Genomic DNA, 23,650 nt, shown 5'->3' with positions numbered 1-23,650 from the left:
CTTAGCGTGACTATTATCACATCAATATTAATATTAGATATTCGCAAAAAAAATCCTGCTAAAAGCAGGACTTTTTTATAAAAAAATATAAAATTTTTCTATTTGATAATGATTATACGATTAATAGAATTTATATTCTTATCAGTTTTACACAAGGAGATTTATCGGGCTGCAAATCCATCACCATGAACGAACCATTGCTTGCATCCCGCGGACGTGATATGCTGCCAGGATTTAATATCAGCACATCACCTTTCATCTCCTCTACTGCCACATGCGTATGACCGTAGACTGCAATATCTGCGCCGACATCCAAGGCTGCCTGCTGCAAATTGTTCAGGCCAAAATTCACGCCGAACAAATGGCCATGTGTCAAAAGGATGGTATGACCTGCAATATCGACGGTTTCATAGTCAGGCAGACGCCCCCCGGGCCAATCGTTGTTGCCTGCTACACGGATGACTTCCTTATCCGTCACCATAGCCAGATAGTCCGCGTCCATGGCAATATCCCCGGCAAAGAGCCACAGTTTCACATTCTTGGCTTCTTTACAGGCCAGCATCGTATCAAGATACTGATAGCCGCCGTGGCTGTCGCTGACAATGCCTATCTTCATGCCAGATGCTCCTCTAATTTCTGCGTAAGCTTGCGCAGAGCCCGTCCCCGATGGCTGATGCGGTTCTTTTCCTCCATGGTCAGTTCTGCCATGGTACGGCCAGCATATTCATTCGTATAGAAATACGGGTCATAACCGAAACCATTCTTGCCATGGGGAATTTTCCTTACGACGCCATCGCAGCGGCCATCTGCCGTCAGAAGCGTACCATCCGTATCCGCAAAGCAAAGGCTGCAGCGATAGTTCGCCGGAGATTCTTCCACATCGGCAATGCAGAGTTCTTCCAGCATCTTCTGATTGTTGGCCCAATCCTCGGCATTATAACCGGCATAGCGGGAAGAATACACGCCAGGACGGCCGCCCAATACAGCTACTTCCAGCCCGGAATCATCCGCGAGACAGGCACAGCCTGTTTTTTCCATATAAAACTTCGCCTTGATGGCCGCATTTTCTGCAAAGGTTTCCCCGTCTTCAATGGCATTGGGCAGCTGCCCAAATTCCGACAAAGCCACCACTTCCACAGGCAGATGTGCAAAAGCATCCTTCATTTCCCGAACTTTGCCTGCATTTTTCGTGGCAATGACAATCTTCTTCATGTAAAACTCCCCTAAAATTATCCTTCTCGGCCAACCAGCCAGACCAGTTGGCTCCCCAATATATCCTTCTCGTAGGAAATCAGCTCACGGCAGCCTTTCTCCCCCAGAGAAAGCAGGCTATTAAGTTCCTGATGGTCAAAGGGACGGCCTTCTCCAGTCCCCTGTACCTCCACGAACTTGCCAAACCCCGTCATCACGACATTCATATCCACCATAGCCGTAGAATCTTCCTCATAGCACAAGTCCAGCAGAGGCTCATTATCAGCGCTTATGCCCACACTGATAGCTGCGAGAAAGTCCTTGACGGGAAAGATTCCCCCCTTCTGATAGAAGGTCGCACAGGCCTCCACCAAAGCCACAAAAGCACCGGTGATGGAAGCCGTGCGCGTGCCGCCATCGGCCTGAATCACATCACAGTCAATCATGATGGTGCGCTCGCCCAAAGCCTTGGTATCCACCACAGAGCGCAGAGAACGGCCGATAAGCCGCTCGATTTCCTGGGTGCGGCCGGACTGTTTGCCCTTCACCGCTTCCCTCTGCGTGCGGGTTCCTGTGGCGCTGGGCAGCAGGGAATACTCCGCCGTAATCCAGCCTTCGCCAGTGCCTTTCAGAAAGAAGGGCACTCTTTCCTCCACGGTTGCCGCACAGATGACCTTGGTGTTGCCCATCTCGATAAGCACGGAACCGGCAGGATACTTTTGAAATTTGCGGTGAATTTTACAGGGGCGCAGTTCGTCTGCGGCACGGTGCCTAAAACGCTCCATATCATCACTCCTAAAAAAGAGCCGTGAACTAACACAGCTCTCCTTACAATCACTTTATTTGCTTTCCTGATACTGCTTGTAATTCTTGATAATGCAGATTGGCGTCTTCTGGGAAGCGTTGCCGAACGGATTATCAATGAGCAGATTGCGGGCAATCTCGCCGTCCGTACCTTCGGTAATGCCCACCACGCGGCTGCGCTTAAGGTCATTAACGTCAGCAATCATAGCACCGAAGCAGCCCAGGCGTTCCTTGATGCGCTTTACAACTTCATACGGTTCGCCCGGCCCGTAGACAATGCACTTATCAAACGGAGGCATGGTGCCCGTAACATCGTCAATCATGGCCGTTTCCTTGCCGCCCCAAACGTAGAACATCCCGCTCTTGCCAAAGATTTTGGCCACGAAGCCGGCGAACAGAGCAAAGGCTACCCGCCATTTGCCTTCTACGTCCATCAGGGACTGCATGCCATGCGGCGAAGCAAGAGAGCCGTAGTCCGGAATAAAGCGGCAGCAGAATTTTGCCAGACCGGAGATTTTGAGGTCCTCAGGACGCACGAAGCGGCCCTGGGTGATGGCTACTACAGATTCAGCGCAGCAGAGCAAATCGTTTTCCCCGATTTTATCTTTCGTGTAATGCTCGATGGCATCCACAATATCATCTTTTTCCGTCAGGATGCGCGTAGGCACCGGGATAAGTTTCATTTCGTCAGCCATTTCAGTGCCTCCTTAGTCCTTCACCAGCTGTACGCCAGCCAGTTTTGCAATTTCTTCCGCCGTGATTTCGATGCGCAGCTTGTTGTAATGCTGAACAGCACGGCCCGTTTCCTGCCAGATGAAGTCCACAGGCAGGTCAACCATATGGGACAGTGCTTCATCAAGGCTCATACCCTTGCGCGGGGTCAGCTTGATTTTGGCAAAGACGTTCAGGCTGTCTTCGCCGGCCTTGTCGCCCTTCTTCTGGATGATAACAGCTTCGAAGTAATCGTCCTCACGAACTTCGCCCTCACGCTCCGCCTTGGCACGCACTTCAATGCCGTCATACTGCTCGTAGGGCAGCTGGCTGCGGCAGATGGCATCCATGATGGTTGCGCACTGCTTGCCTTCATTATAGAAGTGCAGCTTCTTGGACAGAACAAGGCTGTTTTCGTCCTTGCTCAAAAGTTCTACCGGGCTGCTCGTATCCACGCGGATGTCCTCCCAGCCCAGATAGGCCAAAACGAGTTTCGTCACACAGATAACAATCAGGATGACGAGTAACACTATGGTCAAAAAACTCACGATAATTCCTCCCTAGAATTCCCTGCTTATTCTTTATTTTGCGCCTCTGCCACCGCTTTTTCTTTTTCCATAGCAGCCTGCAGACGCGTAAGATACTTTTCCGGCAGACGGGTGATATGCCCCGTCTCCTTGCTGGTGTAGACGTTCTGGGACTTGCCCGTCACCAGCACTTCCCCGGTCTCCTTCCGCAAGATGCGGTATTTGAAACACATCTTGACCTTGGTAAGAGCCGTGGCCGTGGTTTCAATGATGAGGTTATCATCAAACTTACCCGGAGAAACGTATTTGGCGCTGATGTCCGTAATGGGGAACACATAGCCGTCATCCATCATTTCCGTCAACGTAATGCCAATCTCGCGCAGGTAGGCCACGCGGCCGATTTCAAACCAACGGATGTAGTTGGCGTGATGAACCACCGCCATGGCGTCCGTGTCGTAGAAGTTTACATGATGTTCGATATTTACTGGCACAAGAATTCCTCCTTAACACTTTACGCACAATGTATAGACTAGAACAAAAACACCGTAAAGTCAAGTTATGAATGCCTTAAATCCGGTACATCTTCTCCAGCCGGGAAAGGCAGTTTTCCAGCCGTTCCAATTCCACCACATCCGTGACCTGACGGCCGGAGTAAAAGTACGTGACCGTCTGGGGATTGTGCTCCAGCTGATTGCGCTCCTTAAGGCGGCGGATAAGTTCCCGCACCGTGCCCTCATTGCCATCCACAAACTGCACATTGTCCGGCAAAAGTTCACGCAAGGTGTCCTTGAAGTAGTTGAAGTGCGTGCAGCCCAATACCAGCGAGGAGTATTTGCCCAAGTCAAATTGCGATAGTTCTCCCCGCAGGTAATCCGTCACCGCCGGCGAGTTGAACTCCTGGCGTTCTGCAAAAGTCACAAGGTCCGGCAAAGCCAGTCTATCCACCAGATGGTCCTTATCCACCTTTTCAATCAAAAGTTCCATCTTGCGCCCCTTTACGGTAATGGGCGTAGCCGTCACCAGCACGCGTTTCGTGCCGTCCATGTCCAGCGCCTTCTTGGCCGCCGGCTCCATGCCGATAATGGGCAAATCATAACGGCGGCGCATCTCCGCCACCGCTACCGAGGTTGCCGTATTGCAGGCCACCACAATGGCCTTCACGTCCTGTTTCAATAAGAAGTCAAAGGCCTCGCCCACAAATCTCTGCACATCTGCCGTGCTCTTGGTGCCGTAAGGAACATTATCCTCATCGGCGTAGAATATAAACTCCTCATGGGGCAGAACTTTCATGGCATGATGCAGTACCGAAAGGCCTCCCATGCCGGAATCAAAAAAGGCAATTTTCAACGCCCTCAACTCCTGAACTTGCAAATTCTATCTTTAATATGTAACGAAACAAAGTAGCAACGTATGATAGTATAGCGCAATCACCGTCATTTGACAAGTTCAGGGACCACCTGCTATAATAATTCTGTTGACTAATGGAGAGGTACTCAAGTGGTTGAAGAGTCCGGTCTTGAAAACCGGTAGGCTCGAAAGGGTGCGTGGGTTCGAATCCCACCCTCTCCGCCATAATGGAGTGGTACTCAAGAGGCTGAAGAGGACGGTTTGCTAAATCGTTAGGCTGGGTAACCGGTGCGGAGGTTCGAATCCTCTCCACTCCGCCACTAGAAAATACGGAGCTGCAACAAATGCAAAAGCATTTGCCGCAGCTCCTTTTTGCTGCCTGCAAAATACTATGCACGTTCTGTTTAACACCATTTTCTACACACATAAATTGCTGTATATCGGTGTTATTGCGAGCTTGCTTATATTTGGTTACAACTCAGTTTGGGTGGAGGTGGTAATACTTTTCGCCGTTGCACTAAATGACCCACAAGTAAATTTATGGGCTTTTTAGCTGCCTGCGCCGGGCAAGACCGGCGGCGCGTATGTTCAACCCAGTGTTTAGCCTGTGCCGTTTGTGGGCCAGTCCTCACTGCGTTCGGACAGTCGTTCCACAGCGAAAAGCATCACCACCTCCGCCCTAAGTGATGTCCGTACAAACCGTCATTTTCGCAGCGATAAGCTACAAGTACATCGATGTTCTTGTAACGGGAGCAACGAGTTCGTGTCAATAGCATAGACCGTATCTTGGGGCGAATGGGGAGTGATTTTTCTGTAGGGAGCGACTGCCTGAACGAAGTGAAGGCCGGCCCCTGTAGAAATCAGCTAAGCAAATACGCTGAAAGCAGCGCCGTTGGCCTGCCCGGCGCGAGTAAATGGACAGCTATTTTTTCCGAGGGGGTCGTTTAGCGGAAAACAGAAAAATTACTCCCCGTTCGCCCCTGACAACGTATGAACCAGATACCTTTAGCATGAACTGAACTCCACACAAACTGCAATTTGCACAACAAAAAGGCTCCGCAAATGCGGAGCCGTAATCCTCAATGGAGCTGATTATAGGACTTGAACCTACGACCTGCTCATTACGAATGAGCTGCTCTACCAACTGAGCTAAATCAGCAATATTTATGGAGCTGATTATAGGATTCGAACCTACGACCTGCTCATTACGAATGAGCTGCTCTACCAACTGAGCTAAATCAGCAACATCTGCCACTTTCCGTGACTGACAGACTATATTATAAGCGAAAGTGGCCACTTATGTCAACATCTTTTTTCAAAATCTTTTCAGACCGAACCAGCCGTCCTGTGCATTCCAGAAAACCTGTGCCCGCCAGTCCATATTTCCACGGGCAGTATAGCTCGTAATAATGAGCTGCTGGTTCTCAATGGTCGCCTTCAACTCATGCCATCTATCGGTACGGAATCCCAGATTGGCAAAGCTGTTCCAGGACACATAAGTGGTCCAAGCACCGCCAATATGATTGCCCACGAGCCAGTAGCCGCAGTTCTTACCCTCACGGGTAGCAGCGATTTCAAAAATACGCATAGCCGGATCTGCAGTTTCCACGGCTCTTACGCTGTAGTCCACACCGCTGTAAATGCCATCGAAGCTGCTGAAGGACAGGAAATCCTTCGTGCCATCTGCACTCATCAGGCGCAGAACCTTGCCATCCGACACGAACTTAATCTTTTGCCCATTCTCATCACTGGCCGTAACCGTTTTATTGGCAATGGTCATTGCCTGGCTTACACCGGTAATATTCATAGCACTGGCAGAAGCTGCAGAACCAGCTACTACGGAAGATGCCAACAATGCACATGCCAAAAACTTTGCCAATCGATTCATAAAAGAAACACCCCTTCTAAATTTGACTCTTAGTTATTATTCCACACTTCCGCCCAGATTCCTTCTAAAAATATAAAAATCCCCACAGGTATAAGTTCCTGCGAGGATTTTATATACAGCAATCAATGCTCACACAGCTGATAGTCCGTATCGCTGTCGATAATCTGCAGCATGACATCCGCAAACTGCGGGTCAAACTGGGTACCACGGCCCTTGGCAATTTCACTGCGCACCACATTCTGAGGCAGCACATCGCGGTAACTGCGCCGGGAAGTCATGGCATCATAAGCATCCGCCACGGCAATCACCCGGGCATAAACCGGAATCTGACTGCCGGCAAAGCCGTCCGGATACCCCTTGCCATCATAACGCTCATGATGGGAGCGGGCGCCCACGGAAAGCTCCGGGAACTCGGCTACCAAATCCAGAATCTCGGAGCCGATAACCGTATGCTGTTTAATCTGACCGTATTCATAATCCGTGAGACGTGTGGTCTTGTTGATGATGGCTTCCGGCACACCGATTTTGCCAATATCATGGAGCAGCCCCATAAAGTATATCTTGCGCTGCTCTTCCTCGAGCCAACCCAATTTATGAGCAATATGACGAGCATAGCGGGCCACACGCTGAGAATGACCACGGGTATAGGCGTCCTTGGCATCGATAGTCTTTGCCAGTGCCATAACCGTCTCTTCAAAGAGCCGTTCACTGGCCGCCAGCCGGTCTTCTGCCAGCTTGGTCTGCCGATGAACCTCTTCTTTTAATTTGCGGTGCAGGTACTCCATCTCCAGTACCTGTTCCACCTTTTTGACTACGATGATGGGGATAAACGGCTTGCGGATAATATCAGTACCGCCTGCCATAACCACCGCAGCCTCTGCCTTCTGTGTCTGGTCACTGCTCAGCATAATGACGGGCAAGTCTTCAAACCGAGAATCCGCACGCAACGTACGCAGAAGCTCAAAACCATCCATATCGGGGAGCTTGACCGACAACAGCAGCAAATCAACGCTATTCCTTTTAATGTACGTTAAAGCCTCGCCACCGGTCTTAACCCCGTCAAACTGCACACGGGGTTCAAGCATCTGCTGAAGTCGCATGCGGTCGCTGTCAATACCGTCAACCACCAGCACGGAAGTCTGCATCATTTGGGAAATTTGCATGTATTCGATCGTCCTTGCTTGACTAGAAAAAAACTCTGCAATTCATTTTGCCCTATTTTGCAGAAAAAATCAAGCATCCGACATGAAAATTTTAGCTATATATGCTCTGTTTTGCCGCCTGGTCCTTGAGAATGCTGATTAACACATCCGAAACCACCTTTTCCCAGTCAAACTCGCGGCTGTTCCGCTGCGGTGTCTGCTTTTTCCGCGGTTCCTCAGCGGCAGGCGGATAAGCATGGCGCTTGGCGCGCAGCATAGCTGCCTCGATATCACGATCCTGATGTCCCGAAGCATCCCAAGCCCGGGCCAATTTCCCATAAGCCATTTCCCACTGTTCCCGGTCGGAATAGATAAGTCCCTGATAGTAGTAAGTCCGCCAGACTGGATATATCTTATCATTGTGAGGAGTGGATTCTGCAGCGGAAAAATCATTCAGCGCCTGATTGTCCAGATTGCGCTCATAGTAAGCGCGGCCCCGCAGGTAATAAGCATAGGCTAGCGGACTGTCCGTCACCTTGCTGTCGGCGATGACCTTATCAAGTTCTGCGATAGCCCGGCGCTGTTCGCCCTGCTGAATGTAACGGGCACAGCGGTCAAAGACATCCTGCAGCGAATACTGGTTTTCCAGTTCCGTGCCGATTTTCTTCTTTTCCTGACCCTTGGCTTGCTTGTATTTCTCTAAGAGTTCCTCATTCTGCTTTTTGAGTGCATCCCGCTCCTGCTGCAACTTTTCCAGCTTGTTGCGGTTTTCCAGCAGATTTTTCAAGTCAATCTTATCCGTATCCACTTCACAGGTAAGGGTGACGGTGTATTTCCATACACCTGCCGTAAGTGTCGGTTCTGCCTTTTCCTGCATGACCTTCAGCACGGCACCGGATATAATCTTCACATCATCCGCACTAAGCTCCATATTTTGACTGCGGGAGTAGCTTTCCACATATACCCCTGCTTTTTCCGTAGCGGAGCGCATAGCCTCCTGTCGGGCTGCATCCTTGGCAATTTTCGGCGAATCATTTTCCCCCATGATGTACACGCCGCTGGCCGTTATAATCTGCGGGGCAGCCGCACCAATAGCCGGAAGCCCCACCAGACAGCACACAGCCCAAAGCAGGGCCCCCATCAACATCCTTCTCATCATATCCACCCTCCCCAGAATTAAGCTTCTACTTTTATATCGTATATTATACTACATAATTTAAGCAAAATTGTTGACAAAGTCATTAAAATTCAATTAAAAATTATGCCAAATACGACAAAAGGCGCCCAAGCGCCTTGTTGTCAATTATTATAGGTAGGAATAGCTTTTTTGGTCAGTTTACTGGTCAGCCAGCCAAAATTCATTGCCAAGTAGCGTCCCACCTGTTCTCCAATATATTTTTTGCCATAGTAGTCAGGGTGCAGCCCGTCGGTGGTATAGGTTGACCGCAGATTGCCCATGCTGTCCGTCAGAGCCGTGGCCACATCCACATGATACTGCTGGCGCATTACCCAGTCATTGACATACTGCTGATGTTTTTTCCAGTCATAAGGCGGCTGGTCAATATGTGCCCGGCTCACCATCATAGTCGGATTGATAGGCGTGGGCGTCAAAAATACCACGATAATGCCATAGGCATCGCATTTTTCCTTGATGGCCTGCAGATTGGCTACAGTCTGTGAGCCAAAGGTGCCCAGGCGATAGTCATTGACGCCACCCATTACGACCAAAACTCTGGGCGAAGCCGGCAGTACATCCCGCTCGAAGCGTTCCAGCATGGCCTCGGTGGTATTGCCGCTAAAGCCCAGATTCTTCACCGGAACCTGACTGTAGGATTCCCAGTCATAAAGCAGATACCCCGGCGATACCGACATCGCGCCGCCACCATGGGTAATGCTGTCCCCGAGTGCCGCAAAAGGAGGCTTCTCCCCTTCTACCGTGAAATAACTCTTTTCCGACCAGCCGCTCAACGGACTGCCGTCGCTGTTTAAGGAGCGCACCCGCCAGTAATATTTCCCCGGCAAGGTGTAGCCGCCATCCTCGTAAACATCATATTCGCCCCCCTGCAGGGTGCGGATAAGTTTTTCTCCGGCCTCTGTCACCCGATAGACTTGCACTTCATGCTGTTTGGCCTTGCCATAAGGAATCCAGGAAAATACCGGATAAAGGGGCATATAGTCCATGCGCTCAAACTGAGTAGTCGGCTTAGGCGCATTCACATTCAGCTTGCCGCCCGCCGTGATGGGTTTCGGCTTGGAAAAGTGCATATTCCCCACCGGCCTGCCGTTGTAGTCCAGCGGGCAGACCTTCCAGTAAAAACCTGCGGCCTCGGCACCAAAGGATGATAAATCCACCGTGAGACCGTTGGTATACACCTGATTATAGGTAAGGGCAATATTTTCCCGGGTATCTTCCGCCGATTTCAGGATAACCACCTGATAGCGCACCGCACTGGGGATTTCCTTCCATACTAATTGCACATTTTTTATCTGCATAGCTGTCTGCCCCTCACTTGGCGGGGCCGTCTTCTCCGTGTTGACCACCGTATGGCCAAAATTTATCCGCACATTGTCGGTCTGGGTTTCCGCGCTGGCACCGCCCATATTCAGCAACATGCCGGCAGCCAGGGCCAGCATTCCCGTCAACAGACGGACTTTTCCTGATTTCAACAACTGGCAAACCTCCTGAAAGCAACTAAAATTAGATATTACTATCATATCACGGAAAAAGGGTTGTGCCAACATTTGGCCAACCCTTTTAACCGGCAAATATCCTTGCCTATATTATGAAATTAGAAGCGGAAGCTGGACAGAGCAGCCTGCTGGTCCTGTGCCAGTTTGGCCAGTGCTTCACTGGCTGCGGCAATTTCCTCAGCAGAGGCGGACTGTTCTTCCGTGGCAGCGGATACAGCCTGCATTTCGCTGGCCACCTTGCCGCTGTAGCTGTTGATATCGTTCATCTCGCTGGCGATGTCATTGGTGGCATCTGCCATGGCGTTGATAGACTCCGTCACATGGCTGATTTCGCCGGATACACCGACTACCAGCTGATTGATTTCCTCAAACATGGTACGCAGGGATTCCACGCTCTGTGCGCCTTCCACCACTGCTTCACGGCCGGTACGCATAGAGAGCACAGCTTCTTCCGTATCGCCCTGAATCTCCTTGATGATTTTGGCAATTTTTTCAGCAGATTCCTTGGATTCCTGCGCGAGCTTGCCGACTTCACCGGCTACCACCGTAAAGCCACGTCCATGTTCACCAGCGCGGGCCGCTTCGATAGAAGCGTTAAGAGCCAGCAGATTGGTCTGCTCGGCAATACCTGTCATGGTATCTACGATTTCTCCGATTTCCTTGGAGCGCTCGCCCAGACGGTCAACCATCTTGGCAGAAGCCGTAACGGTTTCCTCAACATCCTTAATCTGGCGGACGGAATCATCGATGGCCTGATTGCCCTTTTCGGCGCGCGTAGCAGCGGCGTTGGAATTTGCCTCTACCTGGTCAGACTTCTGACGGATTTCTTCTACAGAAGCCTCGGCACTCTGAACGGCTTCATTGCTGTCCATGACAGATTTCTGCTGATGCTCAACAGATTCCACAACCTCCGTGGCAGACTGCGCTACCTGCGTAGCAGCCTGAGCAGCCTGACCAGCGCTGGCCGTAAGTTCCTCGGAGGAAGCTGCCAGCTGTTCAGCAGATTCGCTGACATGACGCATCAGCTTGTTCAGGGTCTTACGCATATCCTGCATAGCGGCATCCATCTGACCCAGTTCGTCCCCACGGGGTTCATAATTGCCATTGAGACGGAAGTCCCCATCCTTCATGCGGTTGCATTCCATAACCATTCTGTCCAGATTGGTCATGATATCGCGAACGATGAAGAAGGCAATGCCCATCAGCACCACAAAGCACAACAGAGTCGTAATAATCATCGCAGTCATAGTGCTGGCATTGCGTTCAACGATTTCCTCATTGAGTGCATCCGCATTGTCATCTGCTACCTTCTGCAAAGCTACAAGACTCTTTAATAGTTCCTGTGTTACACTGGCTTCCACGCCTTTGTAATACACCCAAGCTTCCTGGGTCTTGCCGGCATCTGCCAGCTTGCGGGCTTCCTGAATCCCATTTTTATATTCCGCCCACTTCTTTTCCGTATTGGGAATTTCGGCAGCTGCTTTATCTGCTCTCATGCCCAAAGCCTTATATTCCGGCCATTTCGTTTCATAGCTTTTCATCGCTTCGTCGATGGAAGCATTAATCTGTGCATCCTTCGGGTCGAGAATATGCTTTACAATGCGCACCTGAATCATACGCATGTAATTGATTTCATCGCCCAACATACGGGTTGCTTTCAGTTTACGGGAATACATGTTGTCAATATCGTCACTTGCCTGACTCATAGCCCGATAACCAGAAAAACTCAAAATTGCCATGCCCATGATGCCGATAACAACCAGCACCAATATCTTGGCTCCAATACGAACGTCCTTTAGTCTCATTTCCACACATGCCTTTCTACGTCGGCCGTATCCCTGCGGCCTCTCGATTTTACTTACGTCTTTTTTCCATTCTCGCTATATTTTTGCCAAAAATATGTGCTAACTTTATCACATGTTTAGGACTTTCGCACTAGGAAAGTTTATTCACAATTAACGAATTGATTATTATTTTTATACAAATTAAAGAATGACCGCTAATCTATTTGTGATTAGCGGTCATTCTTAGGATATATTTATATTTTTACTACCTATAGGCGACATTTTCCTTTAATAAATATCATCTATATTTTTTTCTTATGGTTGAAACTAAAATCATTATCAGCATATTTCCTAAAAACGGAAGTGAGACAACGCTTCCTGCTGACTCTGCGCCAACGTTGCCAGTGCTTCACTGGCTGCAGCGATTTCCTCTGCCGAAGCAGACTGTTCTTCCGTGGCGGCAGATACCGACTGCATTTCACTGGCCACTTTGCCGCTGTAGGTGTTGATATCATTCATCTCACCAACTATTTCGTTGGTGGCATCAGCAACCGAATGAATAGCTTCCGTAACTTGGCTGATTTCCTCGGACACTCCCACTACTAACTGATTGATTTCCTCAAACATGGTGCGCAGTCCCCCAACACTTTGTGCGCCTTCAATAACAGCAGACTTGCCAGAACGCATGGCGATAACCGCATCTTCTGTATCACTCTGAATTTCTTTGATGAGGCTCGCAATCTTTTCTGCAGATTCTTTGGATTCATGCGCCAGCTTGCCCACTTCTTCTGCCACCACTTTGAAGCCACGACCATGATCACCGGCGCGGGCCGCTTCGATAGAAGCATTCAGCGCCAACAAATTGGTCTGTTCGGCAATTCCTGTCATGGTGTCCACGATTTCCCCAATTTCCTTGGAACGTTCGCCCAAACGCTCCACCATCATGGCGGAGGAGGTTACAGTTACCTCCACATCCTTAATCTGACGCACAGACGCATCAATGGATTGATTGCCCGCATCTGCCCGCTGAGCAACAGATGCAGAATTTTCCTCCACCTTGGCGGATTTCTGACGAATTTCCTCCACGGAGCTTTCCGCATTCTGTATGGATACATTGCTTTTCATAACAGCTTTCTGCTGGTGTTCCACCGACTCCACCACATCCGTAGACGACTGCGCCACCTGCGTTGCAGCCTGAGCAGCCTGCCCGGCACTGGCAGAAAGTTCTTCAGACGAAGCCGCCATCTGTTCGGCAGATTCGCTGACCTTGCGCATCAAATCGTTGAGTTCCTTGCGCATTTCCTGCATAGCAGCTTCCATCTGTCCCAACTCGTCTCCACGCGGTTCGTAATGATCATTAAGACGGAAGTCCCCTGTCTTCATCTCATTACACTCTGCCACCATCTTGTCCAAAGTGGTCATAATGTCGCGGATGATGAAGAAGGCCACCGCCATCAAAGCAAGGAAACACAATACCGTCGTCACAATCATCATGAACATCTCATGTGCATTGGTCGCTGTGACTTCCTCATTCATCGCATCCGCATTGTCATTGGCCAGTTTCTCCAGATTATGCAGACTGGCCACCAAATCCTTGGTAATGCCATTTTCCATCTTTTTGTAATGTTCCCAAGCTTCCTGTTTTTTACCTGCATCCGTAAGCCGCTTTACTTCCATAATTCCTTGACGATATTCAGCCCATTGTTTCTCCACTTCGGGAATATGCGGGGCAACATTATCCGCCCGCATAGCCAGTTCCCGGTACTGTGGCCAGGTCTTTTCATAGCTTTCCAAAGATTCTTTCACATAGGCAACAATCTGCTCATCCTTAGGATCAATGATATGCTTGGTAACCCCCAGCTGAACTTTGCGGGTATAGTTGATTTCATTTCCCAACAGGCGGGTTGCCTTCAATTTGCGGTGGTACATATTATCCAGGTCATCCCCGGCCTTACTCATGGCACTATAGCCTGAAAAACTCAGAATCGCCATGCCGATAATACCTATTACCACCAACACCAAGATTTTAACTCCAATACGAATGTCTTTTAATCTCATTTCCTCACACGCCTTTCTACGTTGGCCGTATCCCTCGGCCGCTCGGTTCTGTTTACATCTTTGTGATTCTGTGAAAATCACTTTGGAATCATAACATGAATTTGGAGCCTTTTGCACTAGAAAAGTTTATTCACAATCGACAAATTGATGATTATTTTCGTATTAATTAGGACAAATTTATCTATTATTCTACTGTTAATAGATGTTTTATCACTATTGCACTATTTTTATTGCATATATTATGTAAACCTTACTAATTTAGTTATGTATATTTTTCGTATTCATCATACGAGTATGTAGGCCGAAATCATCCATAAAAAAAATTGACATGTCAAAATTTGACATGTCAATCTGAGAAATCCACCAACAGCCAGTACGTACTGCGGACGGGGACGTGTTTTGTGGACTTCGCTAAATGTCTGGCAGGATAAATGCCTACCTCGTTGCCACCCGCGCCGGTTACCACGGCGCATTAACATCGTTATGTATTGTTTATATTCCTCACCAACCAGCCTGACGGCAGTCGCTGCGTTCCACAAAACACGTTCCCGTCCGCAAGCAGCTTTTCTAACTGCACTCGTTAGAGCTAATCTCTTGCCTTGGCGCGGGTGCTTGCTTTTTGACCGCAGTCCGTTGCCGTAGGCTGGCGCCTAAGCGAAAAAAGCTAAACAAATCGTTGAAAGCCGCGCCGTGGTGACCGGCGCCTCCCTCCTAAGTCAACGGCATTCACGAGGGAGTCATTTAGGGCGGAGTTCAAAAAGTAAGTACCCGCGCCAGCAGTGCATGTGAACCAGAACCACAGTAATCATTGCTGCTGTTGGTATGCACTTCTCTCTGCCTGCAGTTCTTCAATCGTAAGATTCCGCAAGTAGGACTTATGCTCCTCATCTCTCTGATACACGAACCCTACATGGCTGACGAAGGGCTCAATCGTGGCGATTTTTAGGAGCGGCGTCACCACCAGCAGCTGCAAATCGAGTTTCTTGAACAGTTCCAAGCCGAAGCGGGCACTTTCATCCGAGCTCTTGAGGAAGGCTTCGTCAATGACCACGAAGCGGAAGGACTGCTCACCGGCGCGTCTGCCCCGCAGGCCGAAGTTATAGACAATGCTGGCGGCCAGTATCGTATAGGCCAGCTTTTCCTTCTGTCCGCCGGACTTGCCGCCGGAGTCGGTGTAGTGCTCGTATTCCTTGTCCATATCCGGAGCAGGATTGCGCCACAATTCCGAAGCCGCAAAGACAAACCAGTTGCGCACGTCGATAACCTCACTGCGCCAGCGGGCATCCACATCCGTCATGCCAGGACGGCCCTGCAGCCGTTCCAAAATTCTGGCAACCTGCTGAAATTTTTCCTCGCTGTAGCTGTTGTCCATATTCCCTGTCAGGGCATCATCGGTGCAGGCCCGCAAATCACGGCGGAACTGCTGAATGGTATCGCTGACGGCAGGATTGCATTCAATCTGAATGTAGCGTCCCTCATTGTAGTCGATTTCCGCCAGCGAGTCATTAATCAGCGCAATCCTGTCGTGAATCTCATGGCAGGCCTCCTCCAGATGAGTCTGGAACAGGGCAATCTGATTGATGGTGTTTTCCCGCAGCAGATGGCTGAACCGGCTTTCAAATTTCGGCAAGTCATCTTCCTGCAGACGGTGCAGCAGGGCCGTATAATCCTGATAGCCCTCCGGAGCAGCCAGCAGTTCGCTGGCCGACTCTGGATATTCCTGCCGGAACTCCGTCATGGCCTTGACCAGTTCTTCGCTGGTCTTTTGCAGTTTTTCCCCCAGCTGATGGGTGCGGGTGTTCAGCCACTGGTTATACTCCTTCTGCTGCAGGCTGCGCTTCTGCATATCGAACTGCGGACTGCCCAATTTCTCCAAGGCCAGGGCAGCGTAATGCTGCAACAGAGGATAGCCCTTCTCTCGGTCATCACTTTCTGCCCCGGCAAAGAGTTCCTCATCTATGACCATTTCCGCCTTGTGCAGGCGAATGCGTTCAGCCAGCTGGCTGCGCTGATTCTTATAGTCATCCAGCGCCGCATAACCTGCGCCGATTTCTCCTTTAAGACGCTGTTCTTCGGCCTGCAGTTGTTTGAGTACATCATTTTCCGCCCGCAGTTTTTCCACCTGGGCCTTGAGTTGTGCCATACGCTCCAGCAGCGGCTCTATATGAATTTCCGCAAAGGAGGTTACCACTCCGGCCCGGACGATGGCCTCGCTCTGCTCCCGGAGTTTTTTCACGGCCCGTTTCGCCTGATTTTCCTTCTGCAAGAAGAACTTCTGCTCCTCTCGCCGGTCTTCCATTTCCATCTGCAGGGCCTGAATCTTTTTGAGATTGGAAAAGCCCAATACATAATAGCGCTGGTCGTGGATATCGTGGCGGTCGTCCTTTTCGTGGCGCTTACCGCCAGTCTTGACCTGACCAGCTTTGGTCAGGGCAAATTTTGCCTGCCGGAATTCCTTGATGGTCTCACAGCAGATATGGTTGAAGCGGGTCAGAAGTTCCACTTCGAGCCAGGGAGCCAGCGGACTGTCCTCCTTGATATGGAGTTTCTGACACACGGCGTCCTCGTGCACATTGGCATTGACCTGTTCAGGGTAGGCCGGCACACGGAAGTAAACCATGCGCATCTTGAGGTCATGGCGTTCCATCCAGTCAGCCACTTCCCCATAGTGAACCTCTGGCACCAGCAGGGATATGCCGAAACTGCGCAGCAGACGCTCAATGGCGCCTTCCCATTCAGCCTCCTCCTCTTTCACGGCAATAAGTTCCCCGGCAAAGGGCATTTCGCTTTCGGCAAGATTCAGGGCCTTGCAGATTTCCTCGCGCACAGCGATGAATTTCTGGGGAATATTAGACTTGCGTCTGGCCAGCGAATCGATTTCTGCCTGAATGCGGCGCTCCTCCTGCTCCGCTTCCTGGCGGTTGGCCTTCATGGTGCTGGCTTCCGCCGTCAATTCTTCCTGCTGTGCCTCACACTCTGCCTTGCGGCTGGCCAGCTTTTCCTGCAGCAGGGCAAAATCTTCCTCGTCCACGGGCAAAGTCATTTCCAATGCGGAAAGCTCCTGCTGGAATTTTTCCCGGCTGGCTTCGCACTGCGCCTTGCGCTCCGTAATCTTGTCGAGCTGATGGCGCACTTCGTCGAGCTGCGCACCGCCGTTGCGGGCGATATTGCCCTGCAGTACCGTTAGCTCTCCCTGCTTTTCCTGCAGGCTCTTGCCCTGCTGCGTAATTTTCTCTTCCAGGCGCCTGAGCTGCGGCTCCATAGCTGCTAACTGCTCTTCTCTGGCCTTGTAGTCCTGCTGAGCATACCAGCTTTCGAGCACCTTCTGCATGGCCTGAAACTCGTCCTGCTGACGGTTGTCCCGGGCATAGCTTTCCCCGAGCACTTCGATGGGCTGGAGCATCTTCTGCTGTTTCTTGGCCTTCTGCACAGCCTGATGTGCAGCTTCCAAATCATGGTACTGCCGCAGCATCAGTTCCACTTCCTGCTCCGTCTCCGGCACTTCGAGCATATTCTGGCGCACGAAGCTCGTGAGGCTGTCCACCTTCTTCATGGACACGGTCTGTTGGAACAAATCCATGGCCTGTACCTGACGGATGCCGAAAATCTTGCGGAACTCGTGGCCATACTGCGGATAATCGTCAAAGGTCTTGATGAAGGCATCCTTTTCCAAGGCCTTGCGGAAGGCCCGCATATCCCCGCCAATCTGGGAGAACCTGTCCTTGATGGAAAGGGTCTTCTGCGCGAGCACATAGAAGCGCTTGGGATAGCTGGCCGTTTCCTCTGGGAACCAGAACACCTGTGCCAAAGTCACCGTGCGGCCAAAGTTCTTATCCGCAAAGACGCCCAGAATCACGCTGTATTTATTCTTATCGCGCAGGGCTTCGGGACGGCCGCCGCCGTTATCCGTGCGCTTTTGACCATAATAGCCCCGCACATAGGAAGTCAGACTGCGCTCCTTGGCACTGGCATCGGCCGCCTTGTTGTAGGTGACTTTCCGCGGGGGCACGAGCAGGGTCAGCAGGGCATCCACCAGGGTGGACTTGCCCGAGCCCACATCACCGGTCAAAAGAGACATTTCCCCGTTTAGCTCCAACGACCAAATCCGGCTGTCAAAAGTGCCCCAATTATAAACTTCCAGACGTTCCAAACGGAAGCCCAAGGGGATGTTTTCATTTTCCTCATTCGTTGCGAACAAATTCACCTAACAGCCCCTCCTCTCCCTCATTTTCATCGCTCTTATCTTCGGCTGTGCCCTGATGAAGCATCTGTCCATGGGCTTCGTATTCCGCCAGCTTCTCATTGAAATCGCTGAGCCACTGGGCATCCACGAAACTGCGCAGCACAGGGCGTACCTCGTACTCATCCTCCGAGCCCTTGAGCTTCTGCAAAAAGCCCAGCTGCACCACCTGTCCAATGGTGTGTTCCAAAGACTGACGGAATTTCATTTCGTTACCGGGCACAGGCAGGAAGGGTTCCATGCGCCGCATGATATCGGCAAAAGATATGACCAGACGGGTATCGCCGCTGGCGGTATCCTGTTCACCCAAAGCCTTTCTAAGCTGCACCAGCAGCATGGACACGGGGTAACTCAACTGATAGCGCTGTACCAGCCGGGGCAGACCTGCCGCGTCCTCCTGCTTGAGGTAAGCATACTCATCCACTTCATCTATAATCAGAATCAGGCCAATGCGCCGGAAATAATCACTGAGCGCACTCCTGTCATTTACGATAAACTGCCACAGGACTTCGTCCCTGCCACGGCTCACAATCCCCTTCAAAAGGGTTATCGCAGCCCGGGAAAAATTCTCTTCATTGCGTTCCGTCATTTCTTCTACTGTACTCAAAATGCCCCTGCTCCTTTCCGAAAGGTAATCTGCTCGCAGACCGCCAGTAATTTGCGGCCATCCCGCTCAAAGACCAGACGTTCCAGCCTGTCCTCAGTAAAGCCTGCCGCATCGCGGCTGGCCAGCACCAGATAGCCCAAAAGTTCCGACAGTCCCAGTTCCAGCGGATGAACCGCCAGAACCTCAGCTAGCGTCACCTCATCCCGCTCGGCCAGTAAATCTGCCACATTGGCCTTTAGTTTTTCCTTGTCCACCACGACCTGCTCGAAGATGGCGGCAATGCTGCCACTGCTGCCATCCCCCTCGGTAAGTTCCGGACTTTCGAGCCTGGTCTTCTTCGGCGGTGCATAAAGCCGCCGCTCCATGGGCAGCTGAACTTTGGGCAGGGTATCCATTTCCATGACCAGGCCAGAAGTCCCCGCTCCCCGCCTGTCTACAGCCTTGCTTTCGATGCTCTGAATGAGCTGATAGATGCTGCGCTCCTCCCGCAGATAATCCTCGTCCACATAGCGGCGAAGCTGGGCAGAAAGCTGCCCCAACGTCTTTTGGACGGCGGCTGCGGCCTGCACCCATTCCCGGTGAATATCCCGCAGACTGTGCTCCTGAACAATTCCCTGGACTGCTTCGGCGCTTTCCACCTGCTGCAGCGTCTCGCGCAAATCATCCTGCTGCTGGGACAGCATCAAAAAACGCCAAAAGGCCATAAAACTGCGGCCCTGTTCCGACTTGCGGATGATGTCGCTTTCGCTGAAAATCTTTTCCAAGAGTTCGCCCTTGCCGCGCGTCCACTTCACCACATCAGCCTGCACCTGACGCGTCAATTCCCGGAAGTTTTCCTCCACTTCGCGGAAGTCTGCCAGAATAGCTGTGGCCGTGGCCTCGGCCTGCAAAAAGCGCTCCTTGACCTGCACATCATCCAGCTGAGGCTTCACCTCGCCGGTTTCCTCGATGGCTTTGATTTCAGCGGCAATTTTTTCCTGCTGACTCGTGAGATACGCCAGCCGGTGCTCGGCATTGGTATCCGTTTCCTGGGCGATTTCGTGCAGGAGGTTGAACACCGTACGCAGGCGGGACTCTGTGCCGATAAAGTCCTGCTTGTGGAGGCTCAGCAGCCACTCCACCGCCTTCTGGGCCGGTGCTGTCAAATCGTAGTACCAGTCCCCATGGTATTCGTATTTTCTGAACCAGCCATAACTGCTGTCCGCCCACATCTCCAGATAATCCTTGGGCGAGCGGGCAAATTCTCCCTCCTGCCGGGTGCAGTCGTAGAGGAACATATCCAGTGCTTCCAACAACTCCTGCGCTTCAATGCCGCGGCGCTTAGGGCCAATAAACACCTGATAGAAAAACGCCGCCGCCAAAGGCGCATAATCAGCCCGCAACAGCCGCCAGGCGGCATGATTCTGCCGCAAATCCCGCAGGTGCTCGTAGCTCATGTATTTATTCTTTTTGGGCATAAAAATCCCCCTTATAAAAAAGCCTTCCCCTCCGGGAAGGCTATTATCATTTATGTGCTAAGTTCACTGCCAGCTCTGCATTATGAGCGGCCATATCCCGCAGCTGGGCGAGAAGCTCGCCATTTTTCTGCCGGAAAGTCTGTTTATCATTCCACTTGCGGCGGATTTCCATCATCAGTTCTTCGGCGGTAACATCCTTGAGGTTGCCCACAGGCTCTTCCCCAATGGAGGCCAGGAAGCGGTCAATCTTGGGGTCATAGGAGATGCCCAGCATGGGAACCCCCATAACGCCGGCAAAAATCAAGGCATGCAGGCGAATCCCCAGCATCAAATCCATATTCCCTACCAAGGACAGGAACTCGCTGGTGGTATACTCGTCTTTGAGCACCGTGCACTCCTCTTTGGTAAGAGAGGCGATAGCCTGAGCCGCCTTCACATCATCCGGGAACTGCATGGGGATGAATACCACCCTTGCACCCAATTCCCGCACCACCATATCGGAAACTTCCGCCAGCACTTCCTTATAATGGCGCCAGCCCTGCCATTCCCGCACGGAAATGCCCAATACAGGCTTGGCTCCATCCGCATGGTAGGCCTTGAAGATAGCCCGGCCGGCTTCCTTGCCTACAGGATGGATGGCCAGCACCGGGTCAGCGGTACATTCAATAATGGTTTTATGAATCCCCAACCGGGCCAGTTCCTTCAGAGAACCTTCATCCCGGACGGTGATTAAGTCCACATGATTGCCCAAAAAGCGCATGGCCATTTCCGCCACACGGCCGATAATCGGGCCGATGCCCTGCGCATAAAGCATGACCTTGGTGCCCAGAAAATGCGCGAGCATGATGATGAACATATAGTAATAGAGGCTGCGGCGGCTGGTGACGTTTTGCAGGAGACTGCCGCCACCGCTAATCAGGAGATCCGCCTGCCGCAGTTCCTTGATAATGGCGGGAAAACCCAGCCAGGAGATGGCATCCACTCCATGACGCTTGCGGGTATCCTCGGGGTCGGCAGAAATCACCGTAATATGAAGTTTTGGGTCCAGGTCACTGAGGACTTCCAGCATTGCGGAAAGCATTGCCTCATCCCCGGCATTTTTCGAGCCGTAGTAACCAGACACGACGATTCTGCTCATTACGCTGACTTACGCTCCTTTGCTCGTGAAATAACAGTCTGCCACAGCTGTACCAACATCATGGCGATGGCGCCGATACCGGCACCTAAGACAATGCCGCCAATGCCCCGCATAAAGGACATGAATACAGGCGTCCGCATATGGGCGAAGGTTTCTACCATAGAGCCCTGGCCGATGGTGGCAATGAGCACCAGGCCGAAGAAAATCATGGTGGGCCACTTGCGCCAGAAAGCCATAACCGCCATGAGGAAGGCCGGATGGCCAATCATCAGTTCCTTGGTACGGGGGCGGGCATAAAGGGCCTGTTCCAAAAAGGCGCGGAACTTGAGTTCGGCTGCCGATACCGGCATACCGGAGGTATGACCGCTGCGGGCCACAAAGACCACCCCGGCAACGAGTACCAGGAACAGCACAAACAACGTCTTGACCTTCACAGGCATATCCATGATTTTTTTGAGCTGATTCAGAACGCCGTCTGTATCGTCCATACGGCCGTCAAAGATATCAAAGCGCTGCAGGAAGGCAATGCCCACCAGAATCAGCGGCAGGACAAAGGTCAGCTTGATGCCACGGAAAATCTGGAATTCGAGCAGATATTCCGTATCCGCCAGCGATGCAGACAGGTAAGCCGCACCGATATAGGACAGTGTGCCCGTTACCAGCAGAGCGATAATGCCCGTGATGAGCATCTTGCCAAAGCCCAGCGTGATTTTATCCCGCAGATGACGGATTCGGTCCAGCTGGAAGATAACCGCCAGTGCCGGGAACAGGTTCGCGCTGGCCAAAGCTGCCAGCACACGAATTTTGGCGCCAGTGCCCATCAGAATCGGCACCATTGCACAGAGGGCAAAGATAACGAACAGAAGCCACTGCTTTTTCACTGCAGTATTGAGTGCCGGAATAACGAGGCTCAAATAGAGCACAGCTGCCGCTGCTACGCCGGCCATCACCAGCGCCCGGAGGTACTTGCTGGGATAGAAGGAAGCAAAGGTACCGGCAGGCCCCACCGTATAGCCATGAGCCACCAGAATATCATGCGTATCCTTGAAATACTGCATATTGGTTTCCATCAGGCTCATATTCGGCGAGGGCTTATCGTAAATCCGCAAGAGGTCGATGCGGATATTGCGTTCTTCGTCGGTGTTAGCCCAGCGTTCCACTGCGGTGGAAATTTTCAGCTTGGGCTGCTCGTCCTTGGGAATGGCGTAGAGGCGGACAATCTTGTCGTAACCAATGCCCTTGGCGATTTCCTCCATGCCGTCCTGCTTGTAGAACTGCAGCTGGGTCACACCTTCAATAAGACCCATGTTGAGATTGCGGGCCTTCATTTCATCAATGGTGGTCTGCAGGGACTTATTGGCACCGAGCACCTGAGAACCGGAGAATACCACTTCGGAGATATCCATGCCGTCCAGCCGCTTGAACACAGCCTTCACATCATCTTCCGTGCACTTGTTGAAGTTGCTGGGGCGGGCGATAACGTGGAAACCAGCCTTGTTCACCGCTTCCATTTCGTCCGTCGGCATGCCGATATCCATCTTCACGAAGGACTCGAAATGGGCCTTGGCGGCCATGACTTCTTCGTCCCCGACTTTCAGCAGCTGCACTCTGTCCTTGCCTAAGCGGCGGGGCACATCTTCTTTAAGTTCCTGCCAGGTGCGGGCATCATGGCCTACGATGTAGACTTCGTTGCCCTGAATCTTCCCCTCGGCCACCAGCTGACGCCACAAGGGATCTGTCAGCGTGCCGCTATGGTAACTCCCCAAAAGCTCACTGCCGGCAATGGCCGTAGCCTTGCCGTTGGCATTGAGTTTCTTAAAGGTGGTATCGTAAACTGCCAAAGAGGTGATGCCGGCTTCCTTGGCCTTAGCCATCACTTCCTCTGCTGGCAGGCCTTCCCTGTCGGCCAGTTCCAGCAAATCCTCATAATTGGTTGCCAAATCTATCTGGCGGTTGTTTTCCTCCACGCCATGTCGGGCAAAACTAATCATAAGAGAAGCGATTAAGCCAACCATTATAATCAGCACCAAGCCCCGGTTGTATTTGAAATCCTTCATTATCCTCT

Annotated in this window: 18 protein-coding genes and 4 tRNA genes; 2 read left to right on the top strand and 20 right to left on the bottom strand. The window is 51.5% G+C overall.

Annotated features, from left to right (window positions below; translation table 11 throughout):
- Positions 1 to 130: 130 nt before the first annotated feature.
- The 7 genes from T320_RS03490 to murI all read right to left on the bottom strand — a co-directional run bounded on the left by T320_RS03490 (position 131) and on the right by murI (position 4,580).
- Positions 131 to 616 carry a metallophosphoesterase gene (locus T320_RS03490; protein ID WP_037353069.1) on the bottom strand — a complete coding sequence of 162 codons (486 nt, stop codon included), beginning with the start codon at positions 614 to 616 and terminating at the stop codon, positions 131 to 133.
- Complete coding sequence (locus T320_RS03485; protein ID WP_026760016.1) at positions 613 to 1,212, bottom strand: XTP/dITP diphosphatase; 600 nt, start codon at positions 1,210 to 1,212, stop codon at positions 613 to 615. The genes T320_RS03490 and T320_RS03485 overlap by 4 nt, the downstream gene beginning before the upstream one ends.
- Before the next feature lie 17 nt (positions 1,213 to 1,229).
- Positions 1,230 to 1,976: a ribonuclease PH gene (gene rph, locus T320_RS03480; protein ID WP_026760015.1), complete on the bottom strand. Its 747-nt coding sequence runs from the start codon at positions 1,974 to 1,976 to the stop codon at positions 1,230 to 1,232.
- 54 nt (positions 1,977 to 2,030) lie between these two features.
- Entirely contained in the window at positions 2,031 to 2,690 is a 660-nt protein-coding gene (locus tag T320_RS03475) for a coenzyme F420-0:L-glutamate ligase (protein WP_026760014.1), read from the bottom strand.
- A 12-nt stretch (positions 2,691 to 2,702) separates the two neighbouring features.
- Positions 2,703 to 3,254: a hypothetical protein gene (locus T320_RS03470; RefSeq protein ID WP_026760013.1), complete on the bottom strand. Its 552-nt coding sequence runs from the start codon at positions 3,252 to 3,254 to the stop codon at positions 2,703 to 2,705.
- A 26-nt stretch (positions 3,255 to 3,280) separates the two neighbouring features.
- Entirely contained in the window at positions 3,281 to 3,724 is a 444-nt protein-coding gene (locus T320_RS03465) for an acyl-CoA thioesterase (protein WP_026760012.1), read from the bottom strand.
- A gap of 76 nt (positions 3,725 to 3,800) precedes the next feature.
- A complete protein-coding gene (gene murI, locus T320_RS03460) occupies positions 3,801 to 4,580 on the bottom strand; it encodes a glutamate racemase (protein ID WP_037353068.1) in 780 nt (259 codons plus the stop codon).
- Positions 4,581 to 4,716: 136 nt separating this feature from the next.
- Here murI and T320_RS03455 point away from each other — a divergent pair.
- A tRNA-Ser gene (locus T320_RS03455) sits at positions 4,717 to 4,805 on the top strand.
- Between the two features lie 4 nt (positions 4,806 to 4,809).
- Positions 4,810 to 4,900 (top strand) — tRNA-Ser (locus tag T320_RS03450).
- A gap of 763 nt (positions 4,901 to 5,663) precedes the next feature.
- On the opposite strand, the gene T320_RS03440 is transcribed toward T320_RS03450, so the two are convergent.
- The 13 genes from T320_RS03440 to T320_RS03380 all read right to left on the bottom strand — a co-directional run bounded on the left by T320_RS03440 (position 5,664) and on the right by T320_RS03380 (position 23,642).
- A tRNA-Thr gene (locus T320_RS03440) sits at positions 5,664 to 5,739 on the bottom strand.
- 8 nt (positions 5,740 to 5,747) lie between these two features.
- A tRNA-Thr gene (locus T320_RS03435) sits at positions 5,748 to 5,823 on the bottom strand.
- Between the two features lie 72 nt (positions 5,824 to 5,895).
- Positions 5,896 to 6,468 (bottom strand): hypothetical protein, encoded by a 573-nt coding sequence (locus T320_RS03430; RefSeq protein ID WP_026760010.1) that lies wholly within the window; start codon positions 6,466 to 6,468, stop codon positions 5,896 to 5,898.
- Positions 6,469 to 6,590: 122 nt separating this feature from the next.
- The gene (locus T320_RS03425) at positions 6,591 to 7,631 is read right to left on the bottom strand and encodes an HD-GYP domain-containing protein (RefSeq protein WP_051608580.1); all 1,041 of its coding nucleotides are present in this window, start codon (positions 7,629 to 7,631) and stop codon (positions 6,591 to 6,593) included.
- A gap of 91 nt (positions 7,632 to 7,722) precedes the next feature.
- A complete protein-coding gene (locus tag T320_RS03420; RefSeq protein WP_037353066.1) occupies positions 7,723 to 8,769 on the bottom strand; it encodes a hypothetical protein in 1,047 nt (348 codons plus the stop codon).
- 140 nt (positions 8,770 to 8,909) lie between these two features.
- On the bottom strand, positions 8,910 to 10,280 hold the full coding sequence (locus T320_RS03415; RefSeq protein WP_051608579.1) for an SGNH/GDSL hydrolase family protein: 1,371 nt from the start codon (positions 10,278 to 10,280) through the stop codon (positions 8,910 to 8,912).
- A 119-nt stretch (positions 10,281 to 10,399) separates the two neighbouring features.
- Positions 10,400 to 12,106 (bottom strand): methyl-accepting chemotaxis protein, encoded by a 1,707-nt coding sequence (locus T320_RS03410; RefSeq protein WP_072023985.1) that lies wholly within the window; start codon positions 12,104 to 12,106, stop codon positions 10,400 to 10,402.
- 330 nt (positions 12,107 to 12,436) lie between these two features.
- Positions 12,437 to 14,143 (bottom strand): methyl-accepting chemotaxis protein, encoded by a 1,707-nt coding sequence (locus T320_RS03405; RefSeq protein WP_072023984.1) that lies wholly within the window; start codon positions 14,141 to 14,143, stop codon positions 12,437 to 12,439.
- A gap of 805 nt (positions 14,144 to 14,948) precedes the next feature.
- Positions 14,949 to 18,347, bottom strand: a complete 3,399-nt coding sequence (locus tag T320_RS03400; protein ID WP_037353065.1) for an ATP-binding protein — start codon at positions 18,345 to 18,347, stop codon at positions 14,949 to 14,951.
- The gene (locus tag T320_RS03395; protein ID WP_051608576.1) at positions 18,325 to 18,990 is read right to left on the bottom strand and encodes a DUF4194 domain-containing protein; all 666 of its coding nucleotides are present in this window, start codon (positions 18,988 to 18,990) and stop codon (positions 18,325 to 18,327) included. The genes T320_RS03400 and T320_RS03395 overlap by 23 nt, the downstream gene beginning before the upstream one ends.
- On the bottom strand, positions 18,987 to 20,447 hold the full coding sequence (locus T320_RS03390; RefSeq protein WP_051608575.1) for a DUF3375 domain-containing protein: 1,461 nt from the start codon (positions 20,445 to 20,447) through the stop codon (positions 18,987 to 18,989). The genes T320_RS03395 and T320_RS03390 overlap by 4 nt, the downstream gene beginning before the upstream one ends.
- Before the next feature lie 46 nt (positions 20,448 to 20,493).
- Complete coding sequence (gene csaB / locus T320_RS03385) at positions 20,494 to 21,585, bottom strand: polysaccharide pyruvyl transferase CsaB (RefSeq protein ID WP_037353064.1); 1,092 nt, start codon at positions 21,583 to 21,585, stop codon at positions 20,494 to 20,496.
- Entirely contained in the window at positions 21,585 to 23,642 is a 2,058-nt protein-coding gene (locus T320_RS03380; RefSeq protein ID WP_037353063.1) for a DUF5693 family protein, read from the bottom strand. The genes csaB and T320_RS03380 overlap by 1 nt, the downstream gene beginning before the upstream one ends.
- Positions 23,643 to 23,650: the final 8 nt, after the last annotated feature.

Source organism: Selenomonas sp. FC4001 (assembly GCF_000701565.1).
Lineage (GTDB): Bacteria > Bacillota > Negativicutes > Selenomonadales > Selenomonadaceae > Selenomonas_A > Selenomonas_A ruminantium_B.
The sequence above is the reverse complement of the archived record's forward strand: the minus strand, read 5'-3'. Positions and strand labels throughout refer to the sequence as shown.

Coding starts and splice junctions, on each gene's coding strand:
- T320_RS03490 (WP_037353069.1), bottom strand. CDS start 616: ATGAAGATAGGCATTGTCAGCGACAGCCACGGCGGCTATCAGTATCTT.
- T320_RS03485 (WP_026760016.1), bottom strand. CDS start 1,212: ATGAAGAAGATTGTCATTGCCACGAAAAATGCAGGCAAAGTTCGGGAA.
- rph (WP_026760015.1), bottom strand. CDS start 1,976: ATGGAGCGTTTTAGGCACCGTGCCGCAGACGAACTGCGCCCCTGTAAA.
- T320_RS03475 (WP_026760014.1), bottom strand. CDS start 2,690: ATGGCTGACGAAATGAAACTTATCCCGGTGCCTACGCGCATCCTGACG.
- T320_RS03430 (WP_026760010.1), bottom strand. CDS start 6,468: ATGAATCGATTGGCAAAGTTTTTGGCATGTGCATTGTTGGCATCTTCC.
- T320_RS03425 (WP_051608580.1), bottom strand. CDS start 7,631: ATGCAAATTTCCCAAATGATGCAGACTTCCGTGCTGGTGGTTGACGGT.
- T320_RS03420 (WP_037353066.1), bottom strand. CDS start 8,769: ATGATGAGAAGGATGTTGATGGGGGCCCTGCTTTGGGCTGTGTGCTGT.
- T320_RS03410 (WP_072023985.1), bottom strand. CDS start 12,106: ATGAGACTAAAGGACGTTCGTATTGGAGCCAAGATATTGGTGCTGGTT.
- T320_RS03405 (WP_072023984.1), bottom strand. CDS start 14,143: ATGAGATTAAAAGACATTCGTATTGGAGTTAAAATCTTGGTGTTGGTG.
- T320_RS03390 (WP_051608575.1), bottom strand. CDS start 20,447: ATGCCCAAAAAGAATAAATACATGAGCTACGAGCACCTGCGGGATTTG.
- csaB (WP_037353064.1), bottom strand. CDS start 21,585: ATGAGCAGAATCGTCGTGTCTGGTTACTACGGCTCGAAAAATGCCGGG.
- T320_RS03380 (WP_037353063.1), bottom strand. CDS start 23,642: ATGAAGGATTTCAAATACAACCGGGGCTTGGTGCTGATTATAATGGTT.